General features: G+C 70.4%; 36 protein-coding genes and 1 tRNA gene. 35 read left to right on the plus strand and 2 right to left on the minus strand.

Annotated features, from left to right (window positions below):
• Positions 1-2: 2 nt before the first annotated feature.
• The 3 genes from gyrA (at position 3) to AB0J46_RS18895 (ending at position 3,365) form a co-directional block, all read left to right on the plus strand.
• Entirely contained in the window at positions 3-2,501 is a 2,499-nt protein-coding gene (gyrA, locus tag AB0J46_RS18885) for a DNA gyrase subunit A (protein ID WP_358291198.1), read from the plus strand.
• A gap of 3 nt (positions 2,502-2,504) precedes the next feature.
• The gene (locus AB0J46_RS18890) at positions 2,505-3,155 is read left to right on the plus strand and encodes a DUF3566 domain-containing protein (protein WP_364333116.1); all 651 of its coding nucleotides are present in this window, start codon (positions 2,505-2,507) and stop codon (positions 3,153-3,155) included.
• A 133-nt stretch (positions 3,156-3,288) separates the two neighbouring features.
• A tRNA-Ile gene (locus AB0J46_RS18895) sits at positions 3,289-3,365 on the plus strand.
• Positions 3,366-3,369: 4 nt separating this feature from the next.
• Here the strand turns inward: AB0J46_RS18895 and AB0J46_RS18900 are convergent.
• Both AB0J46_RS18900 and AB0J46_RS18905 read right to left on the minus strand, forming a co-directional pair.
• Complete coding sequence (locus AB0J46_RS18900) at positions 3,370-4,794, minus strand: site-specific integrase (protein ID WP_364333119.1); 1,425 nt, start codon at positions 4,792-4,794, stop codon at positions 3,370-3,372.
• A gap of 511 nt (positions 4,795-5,305) precedes the next feature.
• A complete protein-coding gene (locus AB0J46_RS18905) occupies positions 5,306-5,731 on the minus strand; it encodes a helix-turn-helix transcriptional regulator (protein WP_364333122.1) in 426 nt (141 codons plus the stop codon).
• A gap of 202 nt (positions 5,732-5,933) precedes the next feature.
• Here AB0J46_RS18905 and AB0J46_RS18910 point away from each other — a divergent pair, with 202 nt between their 5' ends.
• From AB0J46_RS18910 to AB0J46_RS19065, 32 genes are all read left to right on the plus strand, one after another.
• Entirely contained in the window at positions 5,934-6,203 is a 270-nt protein-coding gene (locus AB0J46_RS18910) for a hypothetical protein (protein ID WP_364333125.1), read from the plus strand.
• A 60-nt stretch (positions 6,204-6,263) separates the two neighbouring features.
• A complete protein-coding gene (locus tag AB0J46_RS18915; RefSeq protein WP_364333128.1) occupies positions 6,264-6,521 on the plus strand; it encodes a hypothetical protein in 258 nt (85 codons plus the stop codon).
• Positions 6,514-6,903 (plus strand): hypothetical protein, encoded by a 390-nt coding sequence (locus tag AB0J46_RS18920; protein ID WP_364333131.1) that lies wholly within the window; start codon positions 6,514-6,516, stop codon positions 6,901-6,903. The genes AB0J46_RS18915 and AB0J46_RS18920 overlap by 8 nt, the downstream gene beginning before the upstream one ends.
• Complete coding sequence (locus tag AB0J46_RS18925) at positions 6,900-7,268, plus strand: hypothetical protein (RefSeq protein WP_364333134.1); 369 nt, start codon at positions 6,900-6,902, stop codon at positions 7,266-7,268. The genes AB0J46_RS18920 and AB0J46_RS18925 overlap by 4 nt, the downstream gene beginning before the upstream one ends.
• Positions 7,265-7,657, plus strand: a complete 393-nt coding sequence (locus AB0J46_RS18930; RefSeq protein WP_364333137.1) for a hypothetical protein — start codon at positions 7,265-7,267, stop codon at positions 7,655-7,657. The genes AB0J46_RS18925 and AB0J46_RS18930 overlap by 4 nt, the downstream gene beginning before the upstream one ends.
• A gap of 205 nt (positions 7,658-7,862) precedes the next feature.
• Positions 7,863-8,549: a hypothetical protein gene (locus AB0J46_RS18935; protein WP_364333140.1), complete on the plus strand. Its 687-nt coding sequence runs from the start codon at positions 7,863-7,865 to the stop codon at positions 8,547-8,549.
• On the plus strand, positions 8,546-8,953 hold the full coding sequence (locus tag AB0J46_RS18940; RefSeq protein WP_364333143.1) for a hypothetical protein: 408 nt from the start codon (positions 8,546-8,548) through the stop codon (positions 8,951-8,953). Before AB0J46_RS18935 ends, AB0J46_RS18940 begins: the two co-directional genes overlap by 4 nt.
• Positions 8,954-8,956: 3 nt before the next feature.
• Positions 8,957-9,175 (plus strand): hypothetical protein, encoded by a 219-nt coding sequence (locus AB0J46_RS18945; RefSeq protein WP_364333146.1) that lies wholly within the window; start codon positions 8,957-8,959, stop codon positions 9,173-9,175.
• 139 nt (positions 9,176-9,314) lie between these two features.
• Positions 9,315-10,247: a hypothetical protein gene (locus tag AB0J46_RS18950; protein WP_364333149.1), complete on the plus strand. Its 933-nt coding sequence runs from the start codon at positions 9,315-9,317 to the stop codon at positions 10,245-10,247.
• A complete protein-coding gene (locus AB0J46_RS18955) occupies positions 10,244-10,474 on the plus strand; it encodes a hypothetical protein (RefSeq protein WP_364333152.1) in 231 nt (76 codons plus the stop codon). Before AB0J46_RS18950 ends, AB0J46_RS18955 begins: the two co-directional genes overlap by 4 nt.
• 51 nt (positions 10,475-10,525) lie before the next feature.
• Entirely contained in the window at positions 10,526-10,816 is a 291-nt protein-coding gene (locus AB0J46_RS18960) for a hypothetical protein (RefSeq protein WP_364333155.1), read from the plus strand.
• A gap of 8 nt (positions 10,817-10,824) precedes the next feature.
• Positions 10,825-11,037: a hypothetical protein gene (locus tag AB0J46_RS18965; protein WP_364333158.1), complete on the plus strand. Its 213-nt coding sequence runs from the start codon at positions 10,825-10,827 to the stop codon at positions 11,035-11,037.
• Complete coding sequence (locus AB0J46_RS18970; protein WP_364333161.1) at positions 11,034-11,807, plus strand: hypothetical protein; 774 nt, start codon at positions 11,034-11,036, stop codon at positions 11,805-11,807. The genes AB0J46_RS18965 and AB0J46_RS18970 overlap by 4 nt, the downstream gene beginning before the upstream one ends.
• The gene (locus AB0J46_RS18975; protein ID WP_364333164.1) at positions 11,804-12,070 is read left to right on the plus strand and encodes a hypothetical protein; all 267 of its coding nucleotides are present in this window, start codon (positions 11,804-11,806) and stop codon (positions 12,068-12,070) included. The genes AB0J46_RS18970 and AB0J46_RS18975 overlap by 4 nt, the downstream gene beginning before the upstream one ends.
• Before the next feature lie 153 nt (positions 12,071-12,223).
• Complete coding sequence (locus AB0J46_RS18980) at positions 12,224-12,598, plus strand: hypothetical protein (RefSeq protein WP_364333167.1); 375 nt, start codon at positions 12,224-12,226, stop codon at positions 12,596-12,598.
• A 189-nt stretch (positions 12,599-12,787) separates the two neighbouring features.
• The gene (locus AB0J46_RS18985; protein ID WP_364333169.1) at positions 12,788-13,228 is read left to right on the plus strand and encodes a hypothetical protein; all 441 of its coding nucleotides are present in this window, start codon (positions 12,788-12,790) and stop codon (positions 13,226-13,228) included.
• Positions 13,229-13,538: 310 nt separating this feature from the next.
• Complete coding sequence (locus AB0J46_RS18990) at positions 13,539-13,844, plus strand: hypothetical protein (RefSeq protein WP_364333172.1); 306 nt, start codon at positions 13,539-13,541, stop codon at positions 13,842-13,844.
• A 31-nt stretch (positions 13,845-13,875) separates the two neighbouring features.
• Complete coding sequence (locus AB0J46_RS18995) at positions 13,876-14,103, plus strand: hypothetical protein (protein ID WP_364333175.1); 228 nt, start codon at positions 13,876-13,878, stop codon at positions 14,101-14,103.
• A gap of 144 nt (positions 14,104-14,247) precedes the next feature.
• Positions 14,248-14,577: a hypothetical protein gene (locus AB0J46_RS19000; RefSeq protein WP_364333178.1), complete on the plus strand. Its 330-nt coding sequence runs from the start codon at positions 14,248-14,250 to the stop codon at positions 14,575-14,577.
• Positions 14,564-14,806: a hypothetical protein gene (locus AB0J46_RS19005; RefSeq protein ID WP_364333180.1), complete on the plus strand. Its 243-nt coding sequence runs from the start codon at positions 14,564-14,566 to the stop codon at positions 14,804-14,806. Before AB0J46_RS19000 ends, AB0J46_RS19005 begins: the two co-directional genes overlap by 14 nt.
• Positions 14,769-16,310 (plus strand): hypothetical protein, encoded by a 1,542-nt coding sequence (locus tag AB0J46_RS19010; protein ID WP_364333182.1) that lies wholly within the window; start codon positions 14,769-14,771, stop codon positions 16,308-16,310. Before AB0J46_RS19005 ends, AB0J46_RS19010 begins: the two co-directional genes overlap by 38 nt.
• Complete coding sequence (locus AB0J46_RS19015; RefSeq protein WP_364333185.1) at positions 16,285-16,503, plus strand: hypothetical protein; 219 nt, start codon at positions 16,285-16,287, stop codon at positions 16,501-16,503. Before AB0J46_RS19010 ends, AB0J46_RS19015 begins: the two co-directional genes overlap by 26 nt.
• The gene (locus tag AB0J46_RS19020; protein ID WP_364333188.1) at positions 16,503-17,669 is read left to right on the plus strand and encodes a phage portal protein; all 1,167 of its coding nucleotides are present in this window, start codon (positions 16,503-16,505) and stop codon (positions 17,667-17,669) included. The genes AB0J46_RS19015 and AB0J46_RS19020 overlap by 1 nt, the downstream gene beginning before the upstream one ends.
• A 37-nt stretch (positions 17,670-17,706) precedes the next feature.
• On the plus strand, positions 17,707-18,525 hold the full coding sequence (locus AB0J46_RS19025) for an HK97 family phage prohead protease (protein ID WP_364333191.1): 819 nt from the start codon (positions 17,707-17,709) through the stop codon (positions 18,523-18,525).
• A gap of 11 nt (positions 18,526-18,536) precedes the next feature.
• Complete coding sequence (locus AB0J46_RS19030) at positions 18,537-19,940, plus strand: phage major capsid protein (RefSeq protein ID WP_364333194.1); 1,404 nt, start codon at positions 18,537-18,539, stop codon at positions 19,938-19,940.
• A 67-nt stretch (positions 19,941-20,007) separates the two neighbouring features.
• Positions 20,008-20,259: a hypothetical protein gene (locus tag AB0J46_RS19035; RefSeq protein ID WP_364333197.1), complete on the plus strand. Its 252-nt coding sequence runs from the start codon at positions 20,008-20,010 to the stop codon at positions 20,257-20,259.
• Positions 20,259-20,552 (plus strand): hypothetical protein, encoded by a 294-nt coding sequence (locus AB0J46_RS19040; RefSeq protein WP_364333200.1) that lies wholly within the window; start codon positions 20,259-20,261, stop codon positions 20,550-20,552. The genes AB0J46_RS19035 and AB0J46_RS19040 overlap by 1 nt, the downstream gene beginning before the upstream one ends.
• Complete coding sequence (locus AB0J46_RS19045; RefSeq protein WP_364333203.1) at positions 20,545-20,943, plus strand: hypothetical protein; 399 nt, start codon at positions 20,545-20,547, stop codon at positions 20,941-20,943. The genes AB0J46_RS19040 and AB0J46_RS19045 overlap by 8 nt, the downstream gene beginning before the upstream one ends.
• Positions 20,944-20,948: 5 nt before the next feature.
• Entirely contained in the window at positions 20,949-21,239 is a 291-nt protein-coding gene (locus AB0J46_RS19050) for a hypothetical protein (protein ID WP_364333206.1), read from the plus strand.
• Positions 21,240-21,256: 17 nt separating this feature from the next.
• Entirely contained in the window at positions 21,257-22,717 is a 1,461-nt protein-coding gene (locus AB0J46_RS19055) for a hypothetical protein (RefSeq protein WP_364333209.1), read from the plus strand.
• Positions 22,718-23,521, plus strand: coding sequence for a hypothetical protein (locus AB0J46_RS19060; protein WP_364333212.1), 804 nt, complete (start codon positions 22,718-22,720; stop codon positions 23,519-23,521). It abuts the gene before it with no gap.
• On the plus strand, positions 23,521-23,985 hold the full coding sequence (locus tag AB0J46_RS19065) for a hypothetical protein (RefSeq protein WP_364333215.1): 465 nt from the start codon (positions 23,521-23,523) through the stop codon (positions 23,983-23,985). Before AB0J46_RS19060 ends, AB0J46_RS19065 begins: the two co-directional genes overlap by 1 nt.
• Positions 23,986-24,015 lie beyond the last annotated feature (30 nt).

A 24,015-nucleotide genomic window follows, 5' to 3' on the forward strand; every position in this document is an offset into this window, starting at 1 on the left:
CTGTGACGGACGTGAACACCACTCCCCCGGCTGACCGCATCGAACCGGTGGACATCCAGTCCGAGATGCAGCGCAGTTACATGGACTACGCGATGTCCGTCATCGTGTCCAGGGCGCTGCCTGACGTGCGCGACGGTCTCAAGCCGGTGCACCGGCGGGTGCTCTACGCGATGTACGACGGTGGCTACCGTCCCGACCGCGGCTACTTCAAGTGCGCCCGCGTCGTCGGCGACGTGATGGGCACCTACCACCCCCACGGCGACACCTCGATCTACGACGCGCTGGTCCGCCTGGCCCAGCCGTGGTCGCTGCGCTATCCCCTGGTCGACGGCCAGGGCAACTTCGGCTCGCCGGGCAACGACCCGGCGGCCGCGATGCGGTACACCGAGTGCAAGCTCGCGCCCATCGCCATGGAGATGCTGCGCGACATCGACAAGGACACCGTCGACTTCCGCCCGAACTACGACGGCAAGTCGCAGGAGCCCGACGTCCTGCCGGCGCGGTTCCCGCAGCTGCTGGTCAACGGCTCGGGCGGCATCGCGGTCGGCATGGCCACCAACATCCCGCCGCACAACCTGCGCGAGGTCTCGGCCGCCGTCAGGTGGTATCTGGAGAACCCCGAGGCCGACGACGAGGAGCTGCTGGAAGCCTCGATCAGGCTGGTCAAGGGGCCCGACTTCCCGACCAAGGCGCTGATCGTCGGACGCCGGGGCATCGAGGACGCGTACCGCACCGGGCGCGGCTCGATCACCATGCGCGCGGTCGTCGAGGTCGAGGAGGACAAGGGCCGGCAGGCGCTCGTCGTCACCGAGCTGCCGTACCAGGTCAACCCGGACAACCTGGCGCTGAAGATCGCCGAGCTGGTGCGTGAGGGCAAGCTCTCGGGCATCGCCGACGTACGCGACGAGAGCTCCTCGCGGGTCGGGCAGCGCCTGGTGATCGTGCTCAAGCGCGACGCGGTCGCCAAGGTCGTGCTCAACAACCTGTACAAGCACACCCAGCTCCAGGACACCTTCGGCGCCAACATGCTGGCGCTGGTCGACGGCGTGCCGCGCACGCTGCGGCTCGACCAGTTCATCCGCCACTACGTGGCCCACCAGGTCGAGGTCATCGTCCGCCGGACGCGTTACCTGCTGCGCAAGGCCGAGGAGCGCGCGCACATCCTGCGCGGGCTGCTGAGGGCCCTTGAGCGGCTCGACGACGTCATCGCCCTCATCCGGGCCTCGGAGTCGGCCTCGCACGCCCAGCAGGGCCTCATGGGGCTCCTGGAGATCGACGAGATCCAGGCGCAGGCCATCCTGGACATGCAGCTGCGCAAGCTGGCCGCCCTGGAGCGGCAGGCCATCCAGGACGAGTACGACGGCCTGATGGCCCAGATCGCCGAGTACAACTCGATCCTGGCCAGCGAGGCCCGCCAGCGCGAGATCATCGGCGACGAGCTGACCGAGGTCGTCAACCGCTACGGCGACGAGCGCAAGACCGAGATCATCGCCTACGACGGCGACATGTCGATCGAGGACCTCATCGCCGAGGAGGAGATCGTCGTCACGATCACCCGCGGCGGTTATGCCAAGCGCACCCGTACCGACCTCTACCGGGCGCAGAAGCGGGGCGGCAAGGGCGTGCGCGGCGCTCAGCTGCGCCAGGACGACATCGTCGACCACTTCTTCGTCACCACGACGCACCACTGGCTGCTGTTCTTCACGAACAAGGGCCGGGTGTACCGGGTCAAGGCGTACGAGCTGCCTGATGCCGGGCGTGACGCCCGTGGCATGCATCTCGCGAACCTTTTGGCCATGCAGCCCGACGAAACAGTCATGGAAGTTCTCGACCTCCGCGACTACGACGTCGCCCCCTACCTGGTGCTCGCCACGCGCAGCGGCCTGGTCAAGAAAACGCGCCTGTCCGAGTACGACTCCCCCAGGTCGGGCGGTCTGATCGCGATCAACCTGCGCGAGGACGACGAGGTCATCGGCGCCCGTCTGGTCTCCGAGACCGACGATCTGCTGCTTGTCTCCAAGGGCGCCCAGTCGATCAGGTTCACCGCCTCCGACGAGGCATTGCGGCCCATGGGCCGCGCGACCAGCGGTGTCATCGGCATGAGGTTCCTCGAAGGAGACGAACTTCTCGCCATGAATCGGATCGCCGACGGTCAAGATGTGCTTATCGCCACGAAGGCTGGGTACGCAAAACGGACGCCAGTGGAGCAGTATCCAGTTCAAGGACGTGGCGGTAGGGGCGTGCTGACTGCGAAAATCGTGAGTTCCCGTGGCAAGCTGGTCGGAGCCGTCATGGTCAACCCAGAGGACGAGGTCTTCGCGATCACGTCCGCCGGCGGGGTGATCCGGACGAGTGCCGGCGAGATCAAGCAGTCCGGCCGCCAGACCATGGGAGTGCGATTGATGAACCTCGCCGAAGGCGACAGCGTGGTTGCCCTCGCCCGGAACGCGGAGTCAATGGAGACTCCGGTGGAGAATGAGGAAGACGGGGGAGGAGAGTAAATCATGAGCGCCCAGGGTGGCACCGCCAGAGCCCAGGCGGCGTCGGGTAACGGACAGCAGCCGAAGAAGTCCACTGAGCCGGAAATCTTCAATCCGGTCGACGGCGAGCAGGACAGGACGCCCGCGAAGGGCGCCGCCGCTCAGCCCCGATCCAAGGACGAGCCGCAGGCGGAGGGCAACGAGACGGTGCGCCTCCGTCCGTCGCTCACCAGTGAGGCACCTCCGCCCGTCGAGATGCCCAAGAAGAAGTCGTCGAACAACGCGGGGTCCAGGCTGCCCCGCAAGGCACACCTGGTGTTGCGCCGCATCGAGCCGTGGTCGGCCATGAAGTTCAGCTTCGTGGTGTCCCTGGTCTGCTTCGTGGTGCTCTTCGTGGCAGTGGCCGTCCTGTACGGCGTGCTGTCGGCTCTGGGGGTGTTCGACTCACTCGTCGACCTGGTCAACCAGCTTGGCAAGGGTGAGCAGGGACAGAGCTCGATCCCGATCAACATCGCCTCGTGGTTCGAGCCGGTGCGCATCCTCGGGTACACCGCGCTGATCGGCGCCGTGAACGTGGTGCTGATCACCGCTCTGTCCACGCTGGGCGCGGTCATCTACAACATCGCCTCCGACCTGGTCGGGGGCGTTGAGGTGACGTTCAGCGAGGCCGAATAACAGGTTCGGGCGGGGGCTCGTGCCGTACCGGGGTGGCTGGTACGGCACGAGCAGCCCGTCGGACACGGTAAGCTTTTCTCGTCCGAACAACTGGTTCGCCTCCAAGAGGCGAATGCGATAACGTTCGGTGTGCGGGGCTATAGCTCAGACGGTTAGAGCGCTTCCCTGATAAGGAAGAGGTCCCAGGTTCAAGTCCTGGTAGCCCCACCACAGCTCAAAGGCTCTTTCCCGAGATCTTGGGAAGGGGCCTTTCGTCGTTCGGGGACACGGCGGGGACATGATCTTCGTCTCGTGTCCCCGCGGCCGACTGTCGAGCTCGCCAGACGGTGATCAGCTCGTCCAGGACAGCCACAGGAGAGGCCGGCCGATCCGTGGGCCGCTCGGCCGCCAGCTCCCCCACAGCGGCCCACAGACGCCGTTCGAGGGCGTCGCAGATCTGCCGCTCCATCTCATCCGAGACGTGCGTGTAGATCGTCTCGATGGACTCCATGCGCTTGGTCTTGTGACCCATGCGCCGGTTGATGGCCTTCTGTGCCACGTGCTCTTCCCCCAGCCACGTCTCTTGGCTGTGTCGGAGGTCGTGCGGCGTGCCGTCCTTGAACAAGGCGTGCCAGCGCGTGCCATCGTGGACCACCGGCCGGGCCGGGCGTGCCGCCTTGCCTCCGGTGGCCGGGTGCTCTCCGTCCACGACCGGCCGCCAGATGTCCCGGCCGAAGTTGCTCCGGCGGAAGTGGCCGAGCTTCGGCCCGAGGAACAGATAGTGGCGGCCGCCCTCGCACACCGGCAGCGGGTTGTCGAGGTCCTTGTGCCACCTCGGCTGCTCGCCCTGGCACAGACAGGTCCGCTTCTTGGCCCGTTCGATCTGGCGGGCCAGAAGGTCGCCGAGGAACGGCGGGAGCGTGGCTTCCCGCCGACGCCTGCCCTTCGGCAGGTCCCGCAGGAACGCGCCCTTGACCTCCTTGAGTTGCCAGAAGATTTGGATCTTGCGGAACAGGCAGTGCTCGACGTCGAGGGCCAGGAGCTCGCCCCACCGTACGCCGGTGAACGCCTTGAGCACGATGGCGATGAATTCGTCCTCGCGGCCCGTCCAGATCGCGGCACGCTCGGCGATCCGCAGGACAACCACCGGCGTGGTCCAGAGCGACTCGGCCGCCTCGACGGCCTCCTGCAGCTTGCCGCGCCGGCGGCCGCTCCTCTTCGCAGGGTTGCTGCCGATCTTCTTGTTGAGCACCGCGTCCTCGAGGACCGTGTGCAGCCGGGTGTGCGCGGTCGTGCAGGTCGACTGCTCGTGCTTGCGCCGCAGCTGCTTCTGCCACTTCGAGATCAGCAGGGGCGTCAGCTCGTTCAGCGCCTTGTCGCCGAGGTAGGGCTTGATGAGCAGCCGGATGGCGTACTCGTAGTTGACCATCGTGGTGATGTCCAGATCTTGGGCCTCATACCAGTCGTCGCACCATGTGCTGAGCAACATCTCGCCGGCGCGCGGGTCGATCCATGTGCCGGCGCGGACCTCGGCCTCCCGATCGCGCCCCCAGTCGAGCGCGTCCTGCTTGGTGGCGAAGCCTGGCTCCCAGATCCATTCGCCATCGCCGTTCTTCCACTTCACGCGCCAGGTCTTGCCGCGCTTCTCTGCACTGGCCATCAGCCGCGGCTCTCGGTCTCGCGGACGGCGTCGAGTTCGCCAGCCGCGCGGCGGGCCGGTAGCTCCTGGCCGCGCGCGTAGTCCAGCGCCTGCCGTCGGGTACGGAAGTCGGCGACGCTTCTACGCCGACTGTTGGGGGCTGGGGTCGTCCATCGCGCGCTCCACGTCCGGGCACGCTTCTCCGCGTAAGCCACTCGGGCCTCCAGGTATGGGGTGTCCTTGAGCCCGAGTGGCAAATCGCCGTTCAATCGACGCCGGAATTTACCAGGGAGTAATCAGGGCGTACGAAGACGACTCGCCAAGTGCCACGCGAGACGATGAATCTCGGGCAGTCCTCGGGCAATTCATCACAGATCACGACCACGTCGTTGTGGCCGCTGTTCGCATCCGCCATTCGGACAACTCCATTGCAGTGGGATTCCCAGCCCGCTGCCGTGCAGAGAAATATTCCTGCACACAAATTGGCATTTGTGGACGGTTCCAGGCAGAAATTGTCCGAAGCGTTATATGTTCAGCTGCCGTTGGGCATCTCTTTGATCGCCTGCTCAAGGAGCTTTTGCAGGACCTGCAGCTTGTCCTTGGGGGGTGCGTCCCAGGCGGCGAACGTCTCGACGACCGCGTGAACGTCAGGCCGGCCGGTCTCGATCGGCACGCGGCGCGGCGTCGGAGTGTCGCCGCCAGTCGCGGATGCGTTCTCGCCGCGGACGATCCGCATGGCTTCGCCGCCTGCCCACCCTAGGCCGCGCTCGAGCTTTCGCAGGGTCGTGCGGGAGAAGGAGGAGCGGGCGGCGCTCTCGATGAGGGACAGCGTCGCCGGCGACGGGCCGCCCTTCGCGGAGACCTCGGTCTGGGTGACGTTGAGCTCGTCACGACGATCCCGCACAGCCTTCGCGAGGCGCTTAATCGCCTCCTCAGGCCATGCCTCCGTCTCGTCCATCCCGCCTCCGGCGCCGTGCGCCCGTTCGGGCTACCGCCGCATCGGTAGCTCTTCCGAAATGATGACCGCTTCACCGCCCCTGTGTCCATCGTTTCACGCCTCCTGAGGTCTTTTCGCGACCGTTCGCGACTGATTAGACCACGCAACACCTTTTCAGGTCTAGACGCTTGTTTTTAGGTCTGATCAGACCTAGATTCGGGACATGGACGACAGCACGACGACGACGACCGACCTGGGCACGAGTCGTGAAGCTCCTGTTGACCAGGTGCTTTACACCCCTGAGCAGGCAGAAGAGCGGCTCAACCTCAACGCCCTGTGGCTGAAGCGGCAGGCGAAGGTGGGTCGCATCCCCTGCTGGCGGATGGGCAAGCTCTACCGCTTCACCGAGGAGCACATCGCCGAGATCGCCCGCATCGGCTCGAAGAAGGCCACCGCCGAGGCCGGACGCGCGTCCGGCCGCCGGTCGCGATAGCACCCCCCGCCGGCGACGCCAGCGGCTGCCATCCCCTCACTACAAGTCCAGGAGGACTCTGTGACGACCCAAGGACGGTACGGAAAGGGCCAGGCCCAGGGCCCGAAGAACGGTCAGACCCAGGCCCAGCAGAAGTACAACCAGGCGCAGGCCGAGGGCCTCACGCGCATCCACATCATCGGCACCCCCTCGGAGGTCGACGCCGCGTTCACCCGTCTCTCTCACGTGCTCGACGTCGTGACCCGGTCCAAGCACATCCCGCGGCGCGAGGAAGAGGGCCAGGTCACCATCTACATCACGGCGCGGATCGATGGCTGACCGCGCCCCCGGCATCGCCGCGATGGTCGCCGACGTCGACCGCCGCGGCCGGGACGTGGGCGCGGCCCTGGCTCGAGGGCTGTGGGAAGGCCCGGAGACCGGCCCCTCGATCACGCTGTACGAGTCCAAGGTCGACGCGATCCTCGCACTGCTGAGGACGCTCGCGGTCTACACCGCCACTGGTCACCGCGAGCCCCTCGCCGCGCTGTGCGACGACGTCCGGGCGTACCTCTGCGCCGAGCTCGGCGCCGCCAGCGTCACCCAGAACAAGCAGAACCCCGCCGCGACCACGACGGGGTTCCGAATCGATCCCACTGCGACTGATCAGAGGACCAACGACATGAGCCACTCTACCCACCCCGACGGGAGCACGACGTCATGACGCAGCTTCCCGCCGAGGCCTACCCCGTCGCCGTGCACTCGGCCGACCGCCACCTCACCCCCGACTCCGTGCGCGTCGAGTCCACGGAGGCCGCCCTGATGCTGTGGATCGGCGACATGCTGATCGGTGTCCCGCTCGACAGCGACGACACCCGCTTGCAGGCCGCCCTCAATCTCGCATGGCACACCCGGTCGGTCATCGAGCGGTTCGGGGCCCAGGTGCGAGCCCGCCTCGAGGAGCGCGAGCGCGAGCGGGCGGCCGAACCGACCCTCGCGGCGATGCGCGCGGTCGACAACCCGGCCCGGCCCGCCGTCGTACCGCTCGGAGAGGGCAGCGCGTCCCCCACCCCGGGAGCCCGGGCGTGACACTGCACGACCTGGTCGCTATCGCCGCGGTCACCGGGGCCCTGCTGCTGCTGCGGGCCCCGGTGACTCGGCTGATGCGCACTCTCCTCCAACGCGACCAGGCCCAGCCCGAGCTGCACCTCGGGGCGCGCAGCTCGGAGCGGCCCGAGGACGAACTGCTCGCCGAGATCCATGACGTGCTGTGGCCGCGCGAGGAGTGGCGGGCCATGGAGCTCGACGGCTGTCCGCATCCGCAGCTCAACGGCTATCCGGCCGAGGAGGACGCGCGCGCGGCCGACTCGCGGCCGTACGCCGTTCCCCGCCGGTGCACGTGCGGCCAGTGGCACGTGTATCTCAGGCGGCGCCGCCACTGGCGTACGTCGCTGGCCCGCCGAGGACGGCGTCAGTGACTCGCCGTACGGCCCTGCCGAGGCGGTGGCCGCGAGCTCTCGCCTGTGCGGCGCTCGCGGCCGTCGCGGCCGCGACCGCCATGGGCGGGATCGCCGGCGGCTTGGGCGCGGCCAGCGCCACTGATCAGCCCGTCGTCATCCGCACCGGTACGCCCGCCACCCCGTTCATCACCGTTTTGCCCTCACCTGCCCCAAGGAGAAGCCCATGAGCACGCCGAACTGGCGCATCAGCCTTGAAGACTCCGTGCTCGGCCTGCGGTTCGCCGCGGATGAGTACCGGTCGGCCCTCCGCCTCGCCCAGTCCGGCCGATGGTCGGTCAACACGATCCGACTCAAGGAGCTCCCCGGCGCGATCAGCCTCCGTGACGCTGGGGCGCAGCTGCGCGGATCCGATGACACGCTGCGCCCGTACGATCGCGCCGTCGTGGAGATCGGGGAGCTGTTCACCCTGCTGGTCCACGACCTGCAGGACGCATACGAGCGCGCCGCCCTGCTGTACGCCTACGGCGCGACGTGGGCTGTCGAGCAGATCGCCCTCGGCCGCACCCCGGCATCCGTCGAGGTGCGGACCGACGCCGCGGGACGGCCGGTGCCCGGGCCCCGGCCCGAGATCCGCGGCCACCTGGAACGCATGGCGGGTCTCGGCGACCTCGAGGACGCGCTGATCGACCTCATCGCATGCGAGGACGCCCGCGCCTACGGCAACGAGCTGGCGAAGCTTCCCAGCCTCGGCGACCACGAGGCCGGCGCCATGCACAAGGCGCTCGACAAGGCGCGCGGCATCGGCAACGCCGCACACCTGTTCGGCGTGCAGGCCGAGCGGGCTCTGCAGTACGCGCTCAACGTGCTGGCCAAGGAGAGGCAGCCGCAGCCCGAGAGTGGGCGCGCATGAAGGCCGTGCGGCGGTACCTGGTGGCCCGCCTGGCCGTCGACGAGCCGATGCAGCCGCCCAACGGGCCGTCCACCGTACAGGAGAGCGACGACATTCTCGGCCGCCTCGACCGCGAGCTCGGTGACGCCGAGCGGAGCATCGAGGCGTTGGAAGGCGAGCTCGCTCGGGTGCGCGCGGAGAACGTGCAGTTGCGCGAGCAGCTCGAGCGGTCGCGTCGTGCCGGAGAGATCGAGGACCTCATGCAGGAGGTCGAGCGCCTGCGCACCGGTACCGAAGACCCGCGCACGCGCGAGGAGATGCTGCGCGACCGGGAGACCATGCGCCGCCTGGCGGCTGAGGTCGACCGCCTCACCATGGCCAACATCGCCCTGGAACGGGCCATGGCCGCCGAGAAGGAGGGCTGAGAGATGGCCTGGACAGGGCCCGTCACCTGGTTTTGCGGCACGCGCATCATCGGACAGGGCAACCGCCTCGGCACGGTGACCGGGCTGGGCATCCAGCGCGGCCAGCAGGTCTTGTACGTCTGCTGGGACGAGCTCCGGCCCGGCGCGGCCCCCGACGCGGCAGACCGGCTCTGGCGCGACACCGTGCGTGCCCGCGACGTCGTGCGGCTGTCCTCCGCATGACGCCTGAGGAACCGCAGGCCGCACTCAACGCTCGTGGGCATGAGTGCGGCCTGCTGCTCTGGCAGGCCGGCGAGGCCCGGCCGCCGCCCGACGGCGCCTATCAAGTCGATCCCATACAACCCCCGGGGAAGAAGGCGAGATGGCGGCGGGCGACAGGATTCTGTTCGAGTGGCTGAGGGTGGTGAGGCGGGCAGATCTCTCGTTCGGCGAGGGCAAGAAGAAGGTGAGCGCGGCCACCGTGCAGCACATCGCGGTGGTCGCCGCGACGTACGGGAATCCCGACGGCACGAGAGTGAGGCCGAGCGAGGCGCGCCTGGCGCGGGTATGCCGCCGGGACGTCAAGACGGTCCGCGACTGCCTCAAGCGGCTCCGCGAAGTGGGGCTCATGGTGCGCGTGTTCGAGGGCTCATCTGCCGGCCGCGGGGGCATGGCAGACGAGTACGAGCTGGCGATCCCGGACGATCTCGGCGACCGGGTGCCGATGCTCGACCCGGACGAGCGGAGGCTGATCACGCCCGAGGGCGTCGACGCACCGCCGGTGAAGTCGCGCGGCCCGAGAACACCGGGTGCTGCACCCGCTGATCCGGCTGTGGATGACTCGTCATCACCGGGTGCAGCACCCGGTGATGACGAGTTACCGGTAAGTAATGACCGGGTGCTGCCCCCCGGAACACCGGGTGCTGCCCCCCGGAACACCGGGTGCAGCACCCGCCCACCTACACAGCACCTCCCAGACACCTCCCATCACGCGCATACCTCGCCGTACGGCGCTGATGTGGAAGGCGGTCCCACGGGCCGCCGCGAGCCTTCGGCCAAGGATCACAAGGAGGCGAAGGGCTATCAGCCGCCGCTGCTCTTCACCGTCCCGTCAACGCCCGAGGCCGCCTCGTACGCGACCGAGCCGGACCCGGCCGCGTACGAGGCGGCCCGGGCCGAGCTCGCCCGCCTGCCCGACCTCGGCAGCGAGCTCATCGCCGCCGCCCGCGCCGAGCTCGGCGAGAGCGCCGGATACGCGCGGCTCGTCATCCGCGCTCGCCAAATCCTCGACAACCACCGCAGGGAGGTCTCATGAACCGACGCCAGGCCGCTGCCTACGAGCAGACGCTGCGGCTGCTGCGCCGCGTCCACGCCCGATGCTGCCCATGCCCGGCCCCGACGCCGGAGTGGACGGCCAAGGTGACGCCCAAGCACGGCAAGGCTCTGGCCGTCGCCGTGGTGCTGACGCTCAACCGGCCCGCCGCCGCCCGGCGTCGCCAGCTCTACCGACACCGGCAGCGAGCCCGACGGCAGAAGAGGTGACAGATGCTCAAGCCCAGCGACATCCGCGCCTGTAGCCGCTGCGGTGCGGACGTGCGATGGACTACCACGATGGCCGGCGCCCGGCTCCTGGTCGACGCCGAGCCGCACCTGGACGGGAACACCGCCGTCTGGACCGAGGCGACCGGCACCGTACGGTCCCGCCGCATCACCGCCGACCTGCCGGCCCGGCCGTGGGAGCGCGTCATGATGCCGCACGTCGCCACCTGTGAGCCAGTGGCACGCCAGGAGCCCCTGCCCAGCCTGACGCCGCCCCCGGCGCCGACCCCCGACCCGCCGAACGTGATCCGCCTCGACCGCTACCGCGGCCGCCGCAAGACCTAGGAGCCCAGATGGACCAGAGGCCGCTCGTCGTCACCGTGCACAATCCCATTTCGGGAGAGACCACGACCCGAGAAGTGCAGCCCGGCGACTACGTACTGATCGCCCACGAGCCCTGCTTCACGTACCACAGAGCCGTGTACCCGAAGGCGGGCACGCACGTGATCACGGTGCGGGGATGGAAGCCGGCGGATGACCGCGAGCACGCCCGAGGTCGTCTGTGACGCTCGCTGAGCGTGCCAGAGCGGATCTCCAGTGGGCGGCCGCCTACTGGCCCGACCTGTACGGCCAACGCCTTCCCGGTGCGACGCCCGCACCATTCCGGCGGCCGCGGCTGACGGCAGAGGAGCGCGACGAGCGCGACCATGAGGCGTTCCTGGAGCGTCTCGACCGCACCGCCGACGCGATCGGTGCCAGTCCCGCGCCCGTGCGCGTGCCGATGCTCGACATCATCACGGACCTGTTGGCTGACATCGTGTGGCTCGCCGACGAGCTCGGCTTGGCGCTCGCGTGTCCGGTTCTGTCGCCGCCGAGTACGGGCCTTGCCGACGCGCGGCCGTGGCTCACGTACGCACTCGCGCGGCTGGCCGAGCCGGGCGTCAGCTACGAGCTCGCGCTGTGGGCGTACGAGCAGACCCGGGCCCTGGTGGCCACGATCGCCCGCGCCCTCGCCCTGACCTTCGACGGCCAGGCCCTCGACGTCGTGTGCCCCTGGTGTCGGGGCGTCACGCCCGAGACGCCGGCGGGCGGCGCGATGACATGGCGGGTGCGCGACCTGCTGGCCCGGCACGATTGCGTGCACGGCCACCCTGATCGGCGCTTCTGCCACGAGTGCCCGCAGCAGGTCGTGATCGTCTGTGAGAGCGGCTGGTGCGAGCCGCCAAGCAAGGACGTGGGCACCTGGTGGCGCGGGTGCCCGTGCTGGCCCCTGTACGAATGGGACTGGCTCGCCAAGCGTGTACGAGACAGCAGCGAAGAGAGGACCACGACATGACGGACAACGAATGGGAGCGCGGGCCAGACGCGGCCCACGCCATCGGCGACGCGCCGGAGCGCCTCGAGGGGCGAGTCCTTCTCCTGTACGGCTCGCTCGCCGAGATCGTCACCGCCCACCACCCGACGACCGACCCCCTGCGAGTCCCGGCGGCCGAGCTCGCCGAGCAGCTCGGGATCGAGGCTCAGGCGCTGCCGGGACGTCGCTTCACGGCGACGATCGGGAACGACGACCAAGTGCGCGACGCGAGGCTGATCGACTGACCAGCAGGAGCGGGCCGACTGCCGAATCGGCCCGCTCTTTCTCGGTCTACCATCTTGCAAATCACCGTTCCAATCATGTAAATTAAGGGGTGTCGGAAGGGGATGGCAGCCCCGCCCGACGCAGATTGATAACTCCACAGAGAGGGGTCAGCAATGGCTGACACACCGGAACAGCAGATCCACGAGATGGCCGAGGCCATCGCGATCGCGCTGGACCACCTGCGGGCAGTCGCCCGCCTGCTCCCCATCCCGATCGACCTCCCCATCCCGGGGACCGACACTCCTCCGAAGGAGTTCGTCGGATCGATCGAGAGGGTGCGAGTCCTGGTCGAAAGTGAGCCCATCACGGAAGACCTGAAGGCCCACCTGGACCAGGCCGCACTCTGCATCCTCACCGCGATCGACCTCATCCAGATCGCGCTCGGGGAGGGAGTCGAATGGCGATACGAGGCCGTGCACATGATCTGCACGACAGCGGTCGTCGCGAGTAACCTCACCGCCGCCATCCTGGAGCGGCACGAGAGGTAGTCACCACCGGCCCCGGGCAGCCAGCCCGGGGCCGGGCCCCTCACGTGGAGAATCTGCCTGCCACAGGTGGCGGGCCCGGGCCCGCCATCACGAAACGTCAAAGGGCCTGGCAGGGAGGGCCTCAGCCCAATTGGCAGCCCCGCCAGGCCCACAGATTGACCATCCACTCACAGAGAGGACGACACGCCCATGGTAGCGCCCGAGCGCCTGATCGCTCCCGAGATCGCCGCCCGGTACGGCCGGGCCCTGGCCACCGTGAAGGACGTTTGGCGCAAGCATCCCGACTGGCCGCCCGCGCTCGGGCGGCGCGGCCGCTGGGCCGAGTACGACGCGGCCGCCGTCGACCAGCTCGTGCGCCGCGCCTTCCTGCGCGAGCCGCCCCCGGCCGAAGGGAACGCAGACGACCTCCTGACGATCGCCGACATCGTCAAGTACACCGGCCTGGCGCGCGGCACCATCGACGGTGACATCTCGCGCGGCCGTATCCCGCCACCCGACGACACCGAGCACAACGTCAAGCGGTGGCGGCGCGCCACCATCGACGCCGTCATGGAGAAGCGGCGCGGCTACCGCCGAGCTGGTGAAGCGAGACAGGAGATGACCAGCGAGGACGCGCGGCCGCCAGCTTGACGATCACGTTATCCACAGGCATCCTGACCTCGGGCGATGACGCATGCCCGGACAGGACTCCCAAACAGGGGGAACGCGCAGGGATGGGTAGTCCAGCCCCGGCCCGTGGCCGCAGCGCTGGCGAGCTCCCGCAAGCTCAGAGAGCGGGCCCTGTTCCCCCGCCCCGTTGAGTAAGATCCCGACGCCGCGCCACGGTTGGGCGTCGGACCCCATAGACCCGCCTCGCGGGATTCCCAGGTGAGGGGAATGAGGGCCGGGCGGCGGTGCGCCGTTCGGCCCTGCCCGCTCACCAGCGCGAGGGGAGGCCACCGTGGCGGTCTCTCGGCACCGGGCCGGACGCCCCTACCGCACCGCGCGCAAGCAGATGTTCCGCATCTACGGCGACATCTGCCACCTGTGCGGGCACGAGGGCGCGGGCGAGGCCGACCACCTGGTGCCCATCAGCATCGACTCCGAGCAGCCCATCGACCCGCACGCGATGCGGCCCGCGCACGGCGCGAACGCCCCGTGCCCGGTGTGCGGCAGGAAGTGCAACACCTCACGCGGCAACCGGCCCGTGACGATCGCCAGGCCGACGCGCGTGGCCACCTCGCGCGACTGGTACGCGGGGCCATGACTCAAGGAGACGGTGAGCTGAGATGGCAGCGATGGGCGAGCTGAAGATCGCTTGGGAGCTCGGCGCGACGGTGGTGCGCCCCGGTCAGACACTCGTGGTCTGCAGCCCGCACCGGCTGAGCGCGATGCAGGCTGACGAGATCAAGCAGAGGATCGCGGCACGACTGCCCGGCGTCGAGGTCTGCCTGTTGCCCGAGGTGTCCCAGGTGCTGGTGTACGAGGCCGACGACGACGGCTCGACGGTGGACACCTCAAGCTGAATCGCTGCAGGTCAGCGGCTTGTGCGACGTTTCCGCAGGTCAGAGGCCCCGGAGTTTTTGAACTGGGAGCCGGGTGACCCCGCTCCATCTCTCCCTTTTTTTCTCCCCCCGGGGCGAATTTCGATGGATGATCTTGGAGGTCGCATGGACGTGCGAGCCGCCGCGGCGCTCCGCGTAGCGCTGTCGAGCCTTCCCGAGAGCTGCCCCTACCACGGCCCGCACCTCGAGCCGCGCGACCGCCTGTTCGGCCGCGAGGCGTGCTGCGACACGGGCGTACCGGCGATGCGCCGGCGCAAGGCCGAGCAGGCGCTGGCCCAGGTGCTCGCCGAGGCGGTCACCACCGAGCGCGCGGCGATCGTCGAGGACATCCGGCACTACTTCGCCGCCGTCGACGACCCGCTGCAGGAGGACGTGCGGATCCTGTGCGACCGGATCACCCGCGGCGAGTACGGAGGCAGCCATGGGGCCAGTTGAGAAGGTCGTACGCGACGACGTCGAGGAGCTCGGCGACCTGGTCGGCATCGAGCCGTCGCTGGCCGAGATGGCCTATCGGCTCGCACGTGAGATCGATGCGGGCGGCGGCGAGGAGGGCAAGCTGCTGCCCCAGCTCAACCGGGAGTTGCGCCAGACGCTCGCGCAGCTGATGGAGGGGCGGGGCGAGGAGGATGACGACGACCTCGGAGACCTGGCGGAACCCTCCTGAGTTCGTCAGGCAGTGCCGGGAGCTGTACGGGCTGGAGTGCCCGCCGCTGTGGGGCACGCCGCGCCGGCCGGAGTTCCCGAGTCTGGGCCCGAAGGCGTGGAAGGTCATGGAGCGGTTGGGCTTCCCGCCGATGCCGTGGCAGAAGTACGTGCTCGACGTAGCGCTGGAGATCGACCCGGCCACCGGGCTGTTCGCGCACCGCGAGGTCGGGCTGTCGGTGCCGCGCCAGCAGGGCAAGACGCAGCAGATCCTCGGGCTGATGGTGCACCGGATCGCGGCCTGGCACCGGCAGAACGTCGTCTACGCCGCACAGACGCGCGGTATGGCCCGGATCCGCTGGGAAGACGAGTTCCTGGTCACGCTCGACGATTCGGCGCTGGCCGGCCGGTACCGGGTGCGCAAGTCGAACGGCAACGAGGCGGTCATCTGGCGCAAGACCCGCTCCAAGCTCGGCATCACCTCCAACACCGAGAAGGCCGGGCACGGGCCGCCGCTCGACCTCGGTGTCATCGATGAGGCGTTCGCCCACGAGGACGACCGCGTGGAGCAGGCGATGTCGCCGGCCATGCTGACCCGGGACATGGCTCAGCTGTGGTGGGCGAGCGCGGGCGGCACCGAGAAGTCGATCTGGCTCAACAAGAAGCGCGAGGCCGGCCGCGAGCTGATCATGGAGCTGTGGCGGCTCGGGATCCGCCGGCGCATCGCCTACTTCGAGTGGTTCGCCCCCGAGGACCTGCCGCGCGACGACCCTGCGACCTGGCGGGTGTGCCTGCCGGCGCTGGGGTTCACCGTCTCGGAGGAGACGGTCCGGTCCGAGCTCGACAAGCTCGACCCGGGCGAGTTCGACCGCGCCTACCTCAACCGCACCCGCAAGCAGACGCCGCCCCAGGACCCGAACGTGCCGGTGAAGGCGTGGCCGGGCCTGGCCGATGAGCAGTCGCAGGCCGGCGAGGATGTGGCGTTCGCGATCGAGGTGTCCCAGGACCGCAGCACGTCGACCATCACGCTGGCCTCGCCACGTCCTGACGGGCGCATCCATCTCGAGGTCGTGGACAGGCGCCCCGGCACCGAGTGGGTCGTGGCCGCCGCGGTGACGTTGCGCTCGCTGTGGGACCCGATCGCGGTGGCCATCGCCTCGACCGGCTCGCCGGCAGGGTCGCTCATAGACGACCTGGTGGCCGCCGGGATCAAGCCGCCGGAGGACAAGGACAAGCCCAAGCGCGGCGACCTGGCCATCCTGCGCACCAACGACCTGGTCGAGGCGTGCGGCCAGATGGCCGACGCGATCAACCAGGGCGTGATCGTGCACCGAGACCAGACCGAGCTCACCGCCGCGGTGAGGGGCGCCCGCACGCGATCCCTGGGCGATGCGTGGGCGCTGGACCGCCGTCGTTCGCTCACCGACGTGTCGCCGTTCCTGGCGGTGACGCTGGCCCGGTGGGCGCTGGTGACTCGAGGGCCTTTGGTGACGGAGGAGTATGACCCGCTCGCGAACATCTTCTGAGCCGCGCCCGTCGTGGTGGCTGCGCGCCGCCGAGCTCGCCGGCACCATCGTGCGCCGCCTGGCCGACGTGCGGCCGTACGCCGCCGGCGCGGCCGGCGCCGCCTGCGTCTGCTGGGGGCTCGGCCTGATCTATCCGCCGCTGGCCCTGGTCGCCGCCGGCGTCTTCCTTCTCTGGCTCGATGGGAGGTCGTGATGGGGCTGTTCTCTGGCCCGCGCTCGGCTCCGACCGAACGCATGTACCTGCCGGTGTCCGTGCCCGCCGTGCACTCCTCCTTTGACCAGGTGGACCTGTCGCGGGCCGAGACCAGCCTGCAGAAGGTCGCCGTCTGGTCGTCGGTCGACCTGATCGCCTCGCTGGCCTCCGAGCTGCCGGTGGGGGTGTTCCGCGGCGAGGGCGCCGACGCGCAGGCGCTGCGCACGCCGTCCTATCTGCAGGACCCGGGCGCCGACGGCCAGGGCGTGCAGGACTGGATCGTGCAACTGCTGATGGCCTGGCTGCTGCGCGGCAACGCGGTCGGCCTGGTGCGCGACCACGACGCGCGCGGCAACTTCCCCACCGCGGTGGAGCTGCTCTACCCGGACGCGGTCAGCGCGTGGCTGCGCGACGGCGACCCGGTGTTCGCCTATATGGGCAAGGAGATCCCGGCGAAGGATCTGTTCTTCCGCCGCGTCTACCCCATCCCGGGCGTGGCGCTGGGCATGTCGCCGATCGAGCACCACGCCTCCACGATCGGGCTCGGGCTGGCGATCACGCGGTTCGGCCGGCAGTGGTTCACCGACGGCGGCCACCCGGGCGGCATGCTGACCAACAGCGAGGTGGACCTGGACGCCACCAGCGCCCGCACCGCCAAGGAGCGGTTCCTGGCCGCGCTGCGCGGCCGCCGCGAGCCGGTGGTGCTCGGCAAGGGCTGGGCCTACCAGCAGATCCAGATCGCGCCGGAAGAGTCGCAGTTCCTGGAGTCCAACCAGTTCACCAGCGCCGAGTGCGCCCGCATCTTCGGGCCCGGCATCGCCGAGGTCCTCGGCTATGAGTCCGGCGGGTCGATGACGTACGCCAACGTCGAGTCCCGCTCGACGCACCTGCTGGTGTACGCGCTGAACCGGTGGCTGTGCCGCGTCGAGCGGGTGCTGACCAGCATGCTGCCGCGCGGCCAGCACGCCCGCCTCGACCGCGACGCGCTGCTGCAGTCGACGACGCTGACCCGCTACCGGGCGCACGAGAGCGCCCTGCGCAACCGCTGGAAGACCGTCAACGAGGTACGCCACGACGAAGGCAAGCAGCCGGTGCCGTGGGGCGATGAGCCCCTGGCCGCGCTGGGCCCGGCCACGACCCCGGCCGCCGGAGAGGAAGAGCAGTGAACGACGAAGCGGTGCGCGCCCCCAGGAGGAGGAACTGATGGAGACCCTGCGCGAGCTCGACATCGTGCGCGCCATCCCCGGAGCCGTCCGGCTCGCCCGCGCCGGCGACGGCCAGGAGGGCCAGGACGGCCAGGAGCGGCAGATGCCCACCATGGTGGTGCGCTTCTCCCCGTTCAACACCTGGTACGAGATCGACAGCTGGTGGGAGGGCCGCTTCCTGGAGCGGACCGTGCGCGGCGCCTTCGCCAAGACCATCACCGAGAACGCCTCGCGGGTGAAGGTGATGTTCAACCACGGCCGCGACATGTACATCCACCAGAAGGTGCTCGGCGTCCCGGAGAACATCCGCGAGGACGCCGACGCCGCGGTGGGCGACGTGCCGCTGTTCGACACCAGCTACGTGCGCGACCTGCTGCCCGGCCTGGAGGCCGGCGCCTACGGCAGCAGCTTCATGTTCCGCGTGATCAAAGAAGAGTGGAACGAGGAGCCCGGCCGGTCCGAGCACAACCCCGACGGCATCCCCGAACGCAGCATCACCGAGGTGCGCCTGTTCGAGTTCGGGCCCGTCACCTGGCCGGCCAACCCCGACGCCACCGCGGGCGTGCGCTCGGGCACCGACGCCTACTACGAGCACCTGCGCAGCGTGGACCCGGCCCGCATCGAGCGCCTGGCCGCCCGCGTCACCGAACTTCGCACTGCCCGCGCCGAGCAGCCGCCCGCCAAGGGCACTGCGCCAGCACCGGCAGCCGCACCCGCACCAACCGACGAGCCGGCCGCGCGCCACTCGGGCGGGCTGACGCCTCGCGAACGCCGCGAGCGTCTCTTCCCCTACCTCACGAAGGGAGCGTCACGATGACGCCAGAGGAGATGAGGGAGCGCCTTACGGCCATCGAGGCCGAGCGCGCCCAGCTGCACCAGGCCGCCGGCGAGGCGGCCCTGGACGACGACCAGCAGGCCCGGTGGGAGGAGCTGGACACCGAAGAAGCCGACGTGCGCGACCAGCTGGCCGAGGCCGAGCGTCGCAACCGGGTCGCCGCCTCGCGCGCCCGCTGGTCGACCGCGCAGATCAGCCGGCAGGTCACCCCGTTCGACGGCACCGACGTGACCCGGATGTCGCCCCGGGAGACCGTCGACCGGGCCCGCGCGGCGCTCGGCGCCGACGACCAGAGCACCGAGCACCTGGCCGACGGCCAGCGCTCCCGGCTGGAGCGGCTGCTGCAGACCCGCAACGACAACGTCGACGGCGTGCAGCTGGCCCGCCGGCTGCTGGTCACCGAGGACCCCGACTACCGCGAGGCGTTCATGCGGCTGGTCAGCCGCAACACGCCGGTGCTCACCCCCGAGCAGTCCCGCGCCGTGCAGCGGTATGAGGAGTACCGGGCCATGTCCATCGGCTCGGACCCGGGCGGCGGCTACGGCGTGCCGGTCCTGATCGACCCGACGATCATCCTGACCGGGCAGGGCAGCCCGAACGACTTCTTCAACCTCGCCCGGGTCGAGACGATCACCACGGACGCGTGGAAGGGCGTCAGCTCGGCGGGCGTCACCTGGCAGTTCCGGCAGGAGGCCGCCGCGGCGTCGGACAACTCCCCGACCCTGGCCCAGCCGACCGTTCCCGTCCACCGCGCCGACGGGTACATCCCGTACTCCCTCGAGGTCGACCAGGACTACCCCGGCTTCGCCGGCGAGATGACCACGCTGCTCGGCGAGGGCTACTCCGAGCTGCTGGTCAGCAAGTTCACCAACGGCACCGGCACCAACGAGCCGACCGGCATCACCACGGCGCTGAACGGCACGTCCTCGGCGGTGCCGACCGTCGCCGGCGGCGCCATCTCCGCGGCCGACATCAACGACCTGTGGGCCGCGCTGCCCATCCGCTACCGCAACGCGCGGGCCGCGTGGATGGGCTCCACCGACGTCAACAACGCCGTGCAGCAGCTCGGCGCGAGCAACAACAACAGCGCCTTCACCGTGGACTTCACGGCCGAGGGCGTCCTGGTGCTCAAGGGCCGCCGCTTCTACCTCAACGACTACTTCGACGCGCTGCCCGCCGGCGTCGGCGCGGCCGACCTGGCGGTAATCGGCGACTGGCGCAACTTCCTCATCGCGCAGCGCGCCGGCATGTCGATCGAGCTGATCCCGCACGTGTTCAACGCGGCCGGCACCCTGACCGTGCCGACCGGTCAGCGGGCGTGGTTCGCCTGGGCCCGCGTCGGCTCCGACTCGATCAACGACGCCGGCTTCCGCATGCTGCAGAACAAGCCGACCTGACCCGACCACCAGCGCGCAGCAGCGCCCGGCCCAGCGCCGGGCGCTGCCCCGCATCGAGGAGGAATCGATGGACGTTGTCTACGTCAAGACCAGTTGCGTCGTCCGCTGGTCGCAGGGGCAGAGCCCGCTCGCCCAGGGCGAGGTGTGGGACGCCGAGGCCGACCTGGTGGCCGAGCGGCCCGACCTGTTCACCGACGAGCCCACCCTGGTGCGCGGCCGCCCGGCGACCGCCGAGCCGCCGGTGGAGACCGCCACCGCCGCGCCCGGCGAGAAGCGCACCACCCGCAAGCCGGCCGCCCGGACCCGGAAGGCGACCTGATGGCGCTCGCTCCTGTCCCCGAGGGCACGCCTGACGCCCTGTCCCGCCGAGGGGACATCGTGCTGACCAAGGTCCCGGGCGGCCTGCGCGTGGTCAAGGCCGACGAGAAGGCCGTCATCGGCCTGGCCGTGCTGGTCGCCTCGTGCTCGCACGAGGCGACCGTGCAGCCCGCCCTGGGCGGGGACCTGATCACGATCGCCGACCAGGTGGTGTACCGGGTGACCGGCTACGCCGACGGCCAGCTGCTGGTCGAGCTGGTCGAGGACCGGAGAGGGACGGGCGTAGATGGCTGACAACCTGACCGACGCCGCCGAGCTGCTGGTGCTGGACTGGCTGAACCCGGGCCTGGCCGCGCCGACCCGGCCCACCGGGCCGCTCAAGCTCCGGCTGATGACCGCCAACGGCGGCGAATCGGCGGCCGGGACCGAGGTGACCAACGCCGGCGGCTCCACCTACGCCGCGCAGAACGTCACGCTGGCCGCGGCCGCCAGCGGCGCGACGTCGAACACCGCGCTGATCGCGTTCGCCAACATGCCGGCGTGCACGGTCGTCGGCGTGGAGATCTGGGACAGCGCCGGATCCCCCGTGCGGCTGTGGCATGGCGCCCTGGCCGCCTCCAAGATCGTCAATCTGGGCGACACCTTCGAGATCCCGACCGGGGACCTCGACCTGACGATGGGATAGCAGCAGTGACCGCAGGCATTCCGATCACCAAGGACCGCATCAACACCCAGGCCGGCGCGATCGCCGCGGCGGTGTTCGCCGCGCTGCAGAACGTGGGCGAGTTCAAGGAGTGGCTCGACACCGTCTCGGCGCAGGACTTGGAGACCGTCTACCAGTTCGCGCCCGATGACGCCGCGGTGCTCAAGTCGGCCTATGCCGACCTGGCCGCCCTGGCCGCGGTGTGGGCAGGCGGTACGGCGCCGGCGCGCGATCTGCGCACCTTCGCGCGCAGGCTCATCGGCGTCGGCGTCTACTAGCCGAGCTGGGCTGACTGGTGGCCACGCCGACTGTCCGTGAGGTCGTCTTCGCCGCGCAGAGCGGCGGAGACGCCACGGCGGTCACCGGCGCGGGCACGCAGGCCGGCGACCTGCTGGTCACCTTCTACGGGTCGAACTACTTTGACATCTCAGGCTGGCCGGGCCCGCCGACCGGCACGGCGGGCACCTGGTCGGAGGAGGCCAGCGGCGACGCCGGCGTCAACGACGCCCACCTGAAGACCTACGTGCGGCCGGTCACGGTCGGCGGCGCGCAGACGGTCACCATCTCCCCGATCGGGTCGGAGGAGGTCTACCAGATCACCTACGTGATCGCGGGGGACGGTCTGGAGGTGGACGACGCGGCCGGGGCCGGGTCGGCCACGCCGAGCACGTCGCCGGTGGCGCCGTCGACGTCGCCGGCGGCCGCCGACGGTCTGCTGTTGTGCGCCTGGCAGACGGGCGCGCCGCAGTCGTCTGTCGACTTCACCGCGGCCCCGGCGGGCATGAGCGGCCTGCTGGAGGTCGAGGACGGGATCGGTCCGTTCTCCACGCTCGGCTCGGCCCGCCAGGCGCTGACGGCCTCCGGACCGACCGGCACCCGCGCCGCCACCATCACCGCGGCGCGCGGGTACGCCGCCTGCTCGATCGTCATCAAGGCCAGCGCGGCCGCCGGCAACGTGGTGACCGCCGCCGCCTCACTGTCGGCGTCGGGGTCGGCGACCGTCGCGGCCCGGGTGCGCGTCCTGGCCGCGGCGGCCGCCACGGCGTCGTCGTCGCTGACCGCCGCCGCGCGCGTCCGGGTACCGGCGGCCGCGGCGCTGTCGGCTACCGGGAGCCTGGCGGCCGCCGGCCGGGTCCGGGTGCGGGCGGCCGTCGTGCTGCAGGGCGCGGCCACGCTGACCGGGTCGCCGCGGGTGCGGGTGCTGGCCGCCGGCGGGCTGCAGGGCAGCGGCGCGCTGGCCATCACGCCTCGGGTGCGGGTGCTGGCCGCCGCGGCGCTGGCCGCGAACGCCTCCCTCACCGTGACGCCGTCGACGGCCGGAACCGTGACCGCCGCCGCGGCGCTGACCGCAACCGGCACCCTCACAGCCACCGGCCGGGTCCGCGTACGGGCGGCCGCCGTGCTGCAGGGCGCCGGCGCACTGACCGTCACGCCTCGGGTGCGGGTGCTGGCCGCCGCGGCGCTGGCCGCCAGCGCCTCCCTCACCGTGACGCCGTCGACGGCCGGAACCGTGACCGCCGCCGCGGCGCTGACCGCAACCGGCACCCTCACGGCCGCCGCCCGGGTCCGGGTACGGGCCGCCGTGGCGCTGGCCGCCGCCGGCCGCCTGACCATCACCCTGCCCGCGCCGGTCGGCACCGCCGGACGCCTGACCGCCACCGTCACCCCTGTCGCGCGCCTGTCCGGCGCCGACACCGCAACCGGCCGCCTGGCCTCGACGTCGGCCGCGGCCGACCTGAACGGAGGCGATGAGTAGATGTACGGCATCGGCGCCGCGGTGCGCTTGACGACCGAGGTCCGCGACACCGCCGACGTCCTGGTGACGCCGGCGTCCATCCAGGTGACCATCCTGCTGCCCGACGGCACCACCGCCGGCCCCTACACCCCGGTGTCCGACGGGCTGGGCCGATATCACTACGACTACCTCACCACCGCGGCCGGCCGTCACATCGCCCGGTGGGCCACCACCACCCCGACGACGAACGACGAAGAGCCGTTCGAGGTGGCGGCGCTGTGGGCCGAGGCCGGGATCTTCTCCCGCGCGGCCGCCAAGAAGCACCTCAACATCGACCTCGACGACCACGACGACGATGAGGAGCTCGACGGGTTCATCCGCGCCGTCACCGACGTCTGCGAGCGGCACGTCGGCGCGCTCGGCCGCAGAGCTTATGTCGAACAGCACCGCGGCGGCCGCGCGCTCGTGCTGGCACACCCGCCGGTCCTGGAGGTGACCTCGGTGACCGCCATCGCCCCCGGCGCCGTCGACCAGGCCGTCGCCGCCCTCCATGTGGACGGTGAGACCGGCATCGTCCGCCGGCGGGACGGCGGATGGATCAGCGGCCCCGTCGACGTCGCCTACGTCGCCGGCCGCCTGGACATGCCGGCGAACGTCGACCTGGCCGGGAAGATCCTCCTGCAGCACATGTGGGAGACCCAGCGCGGCGAGACGATCGGCGTACGGGTGGGCGGCGCCGATCAGGTGTGGGATCCGCGGCTGGGCTACGCCATCCCGCGCCGCGCGCTGGAGCTGCTCGGCCGCACCTACCCCGGGATCGCGTGATGACGACGACCTCCCGCATCCCGCAGGCCATCGACAACCTGCTCGCCCTGCTGCAGGCGGCACCCGGCCTGGACGGCGTGAAGGTCATCGACGGACCGCTCGTCACCAGCGACCCGCTCAAGGAAGCGGTGTTCGTCGGCTTCGACGGCGACCCCGACGGCGAGGGCCAGGCCGTCGAGTTCACCCAGACGTGGGCCTCGATCGGGCAGCGGTCCCGGGCCGAGACGTTCACCATCCGGTGCGCCGTGGCCGTCTGGCGCGGCTCGATCAAGGTGCGGCCCGTACGGGTGCGCGCCTTCGAGGTTCTGGGCGTCGTGGAAGACGTCGTCCGCGCCAGTCCCGACCTGGGGCTGCCGCCGCCGACCGTGACGGCGTTCGCCTCCGGTTCGCTCGTGCTCGACCAGCGCAGCACGGGCCTGGAGTGCCGCATCCCGTTCGACATCGCCGTCCAGACCCGCATCTAGCGATGCGCGCCCCCGCGCATCTACCGGCCC

This window comes from Nonomuraea sp. NPDC049758 (assembly GCF_040674635.1).
Classification (GTDB): Bacteria; Actinomycetota; Actinomycetes; order Streptosporangiales; family Streptosporangiaceae; genus Nonomuraea.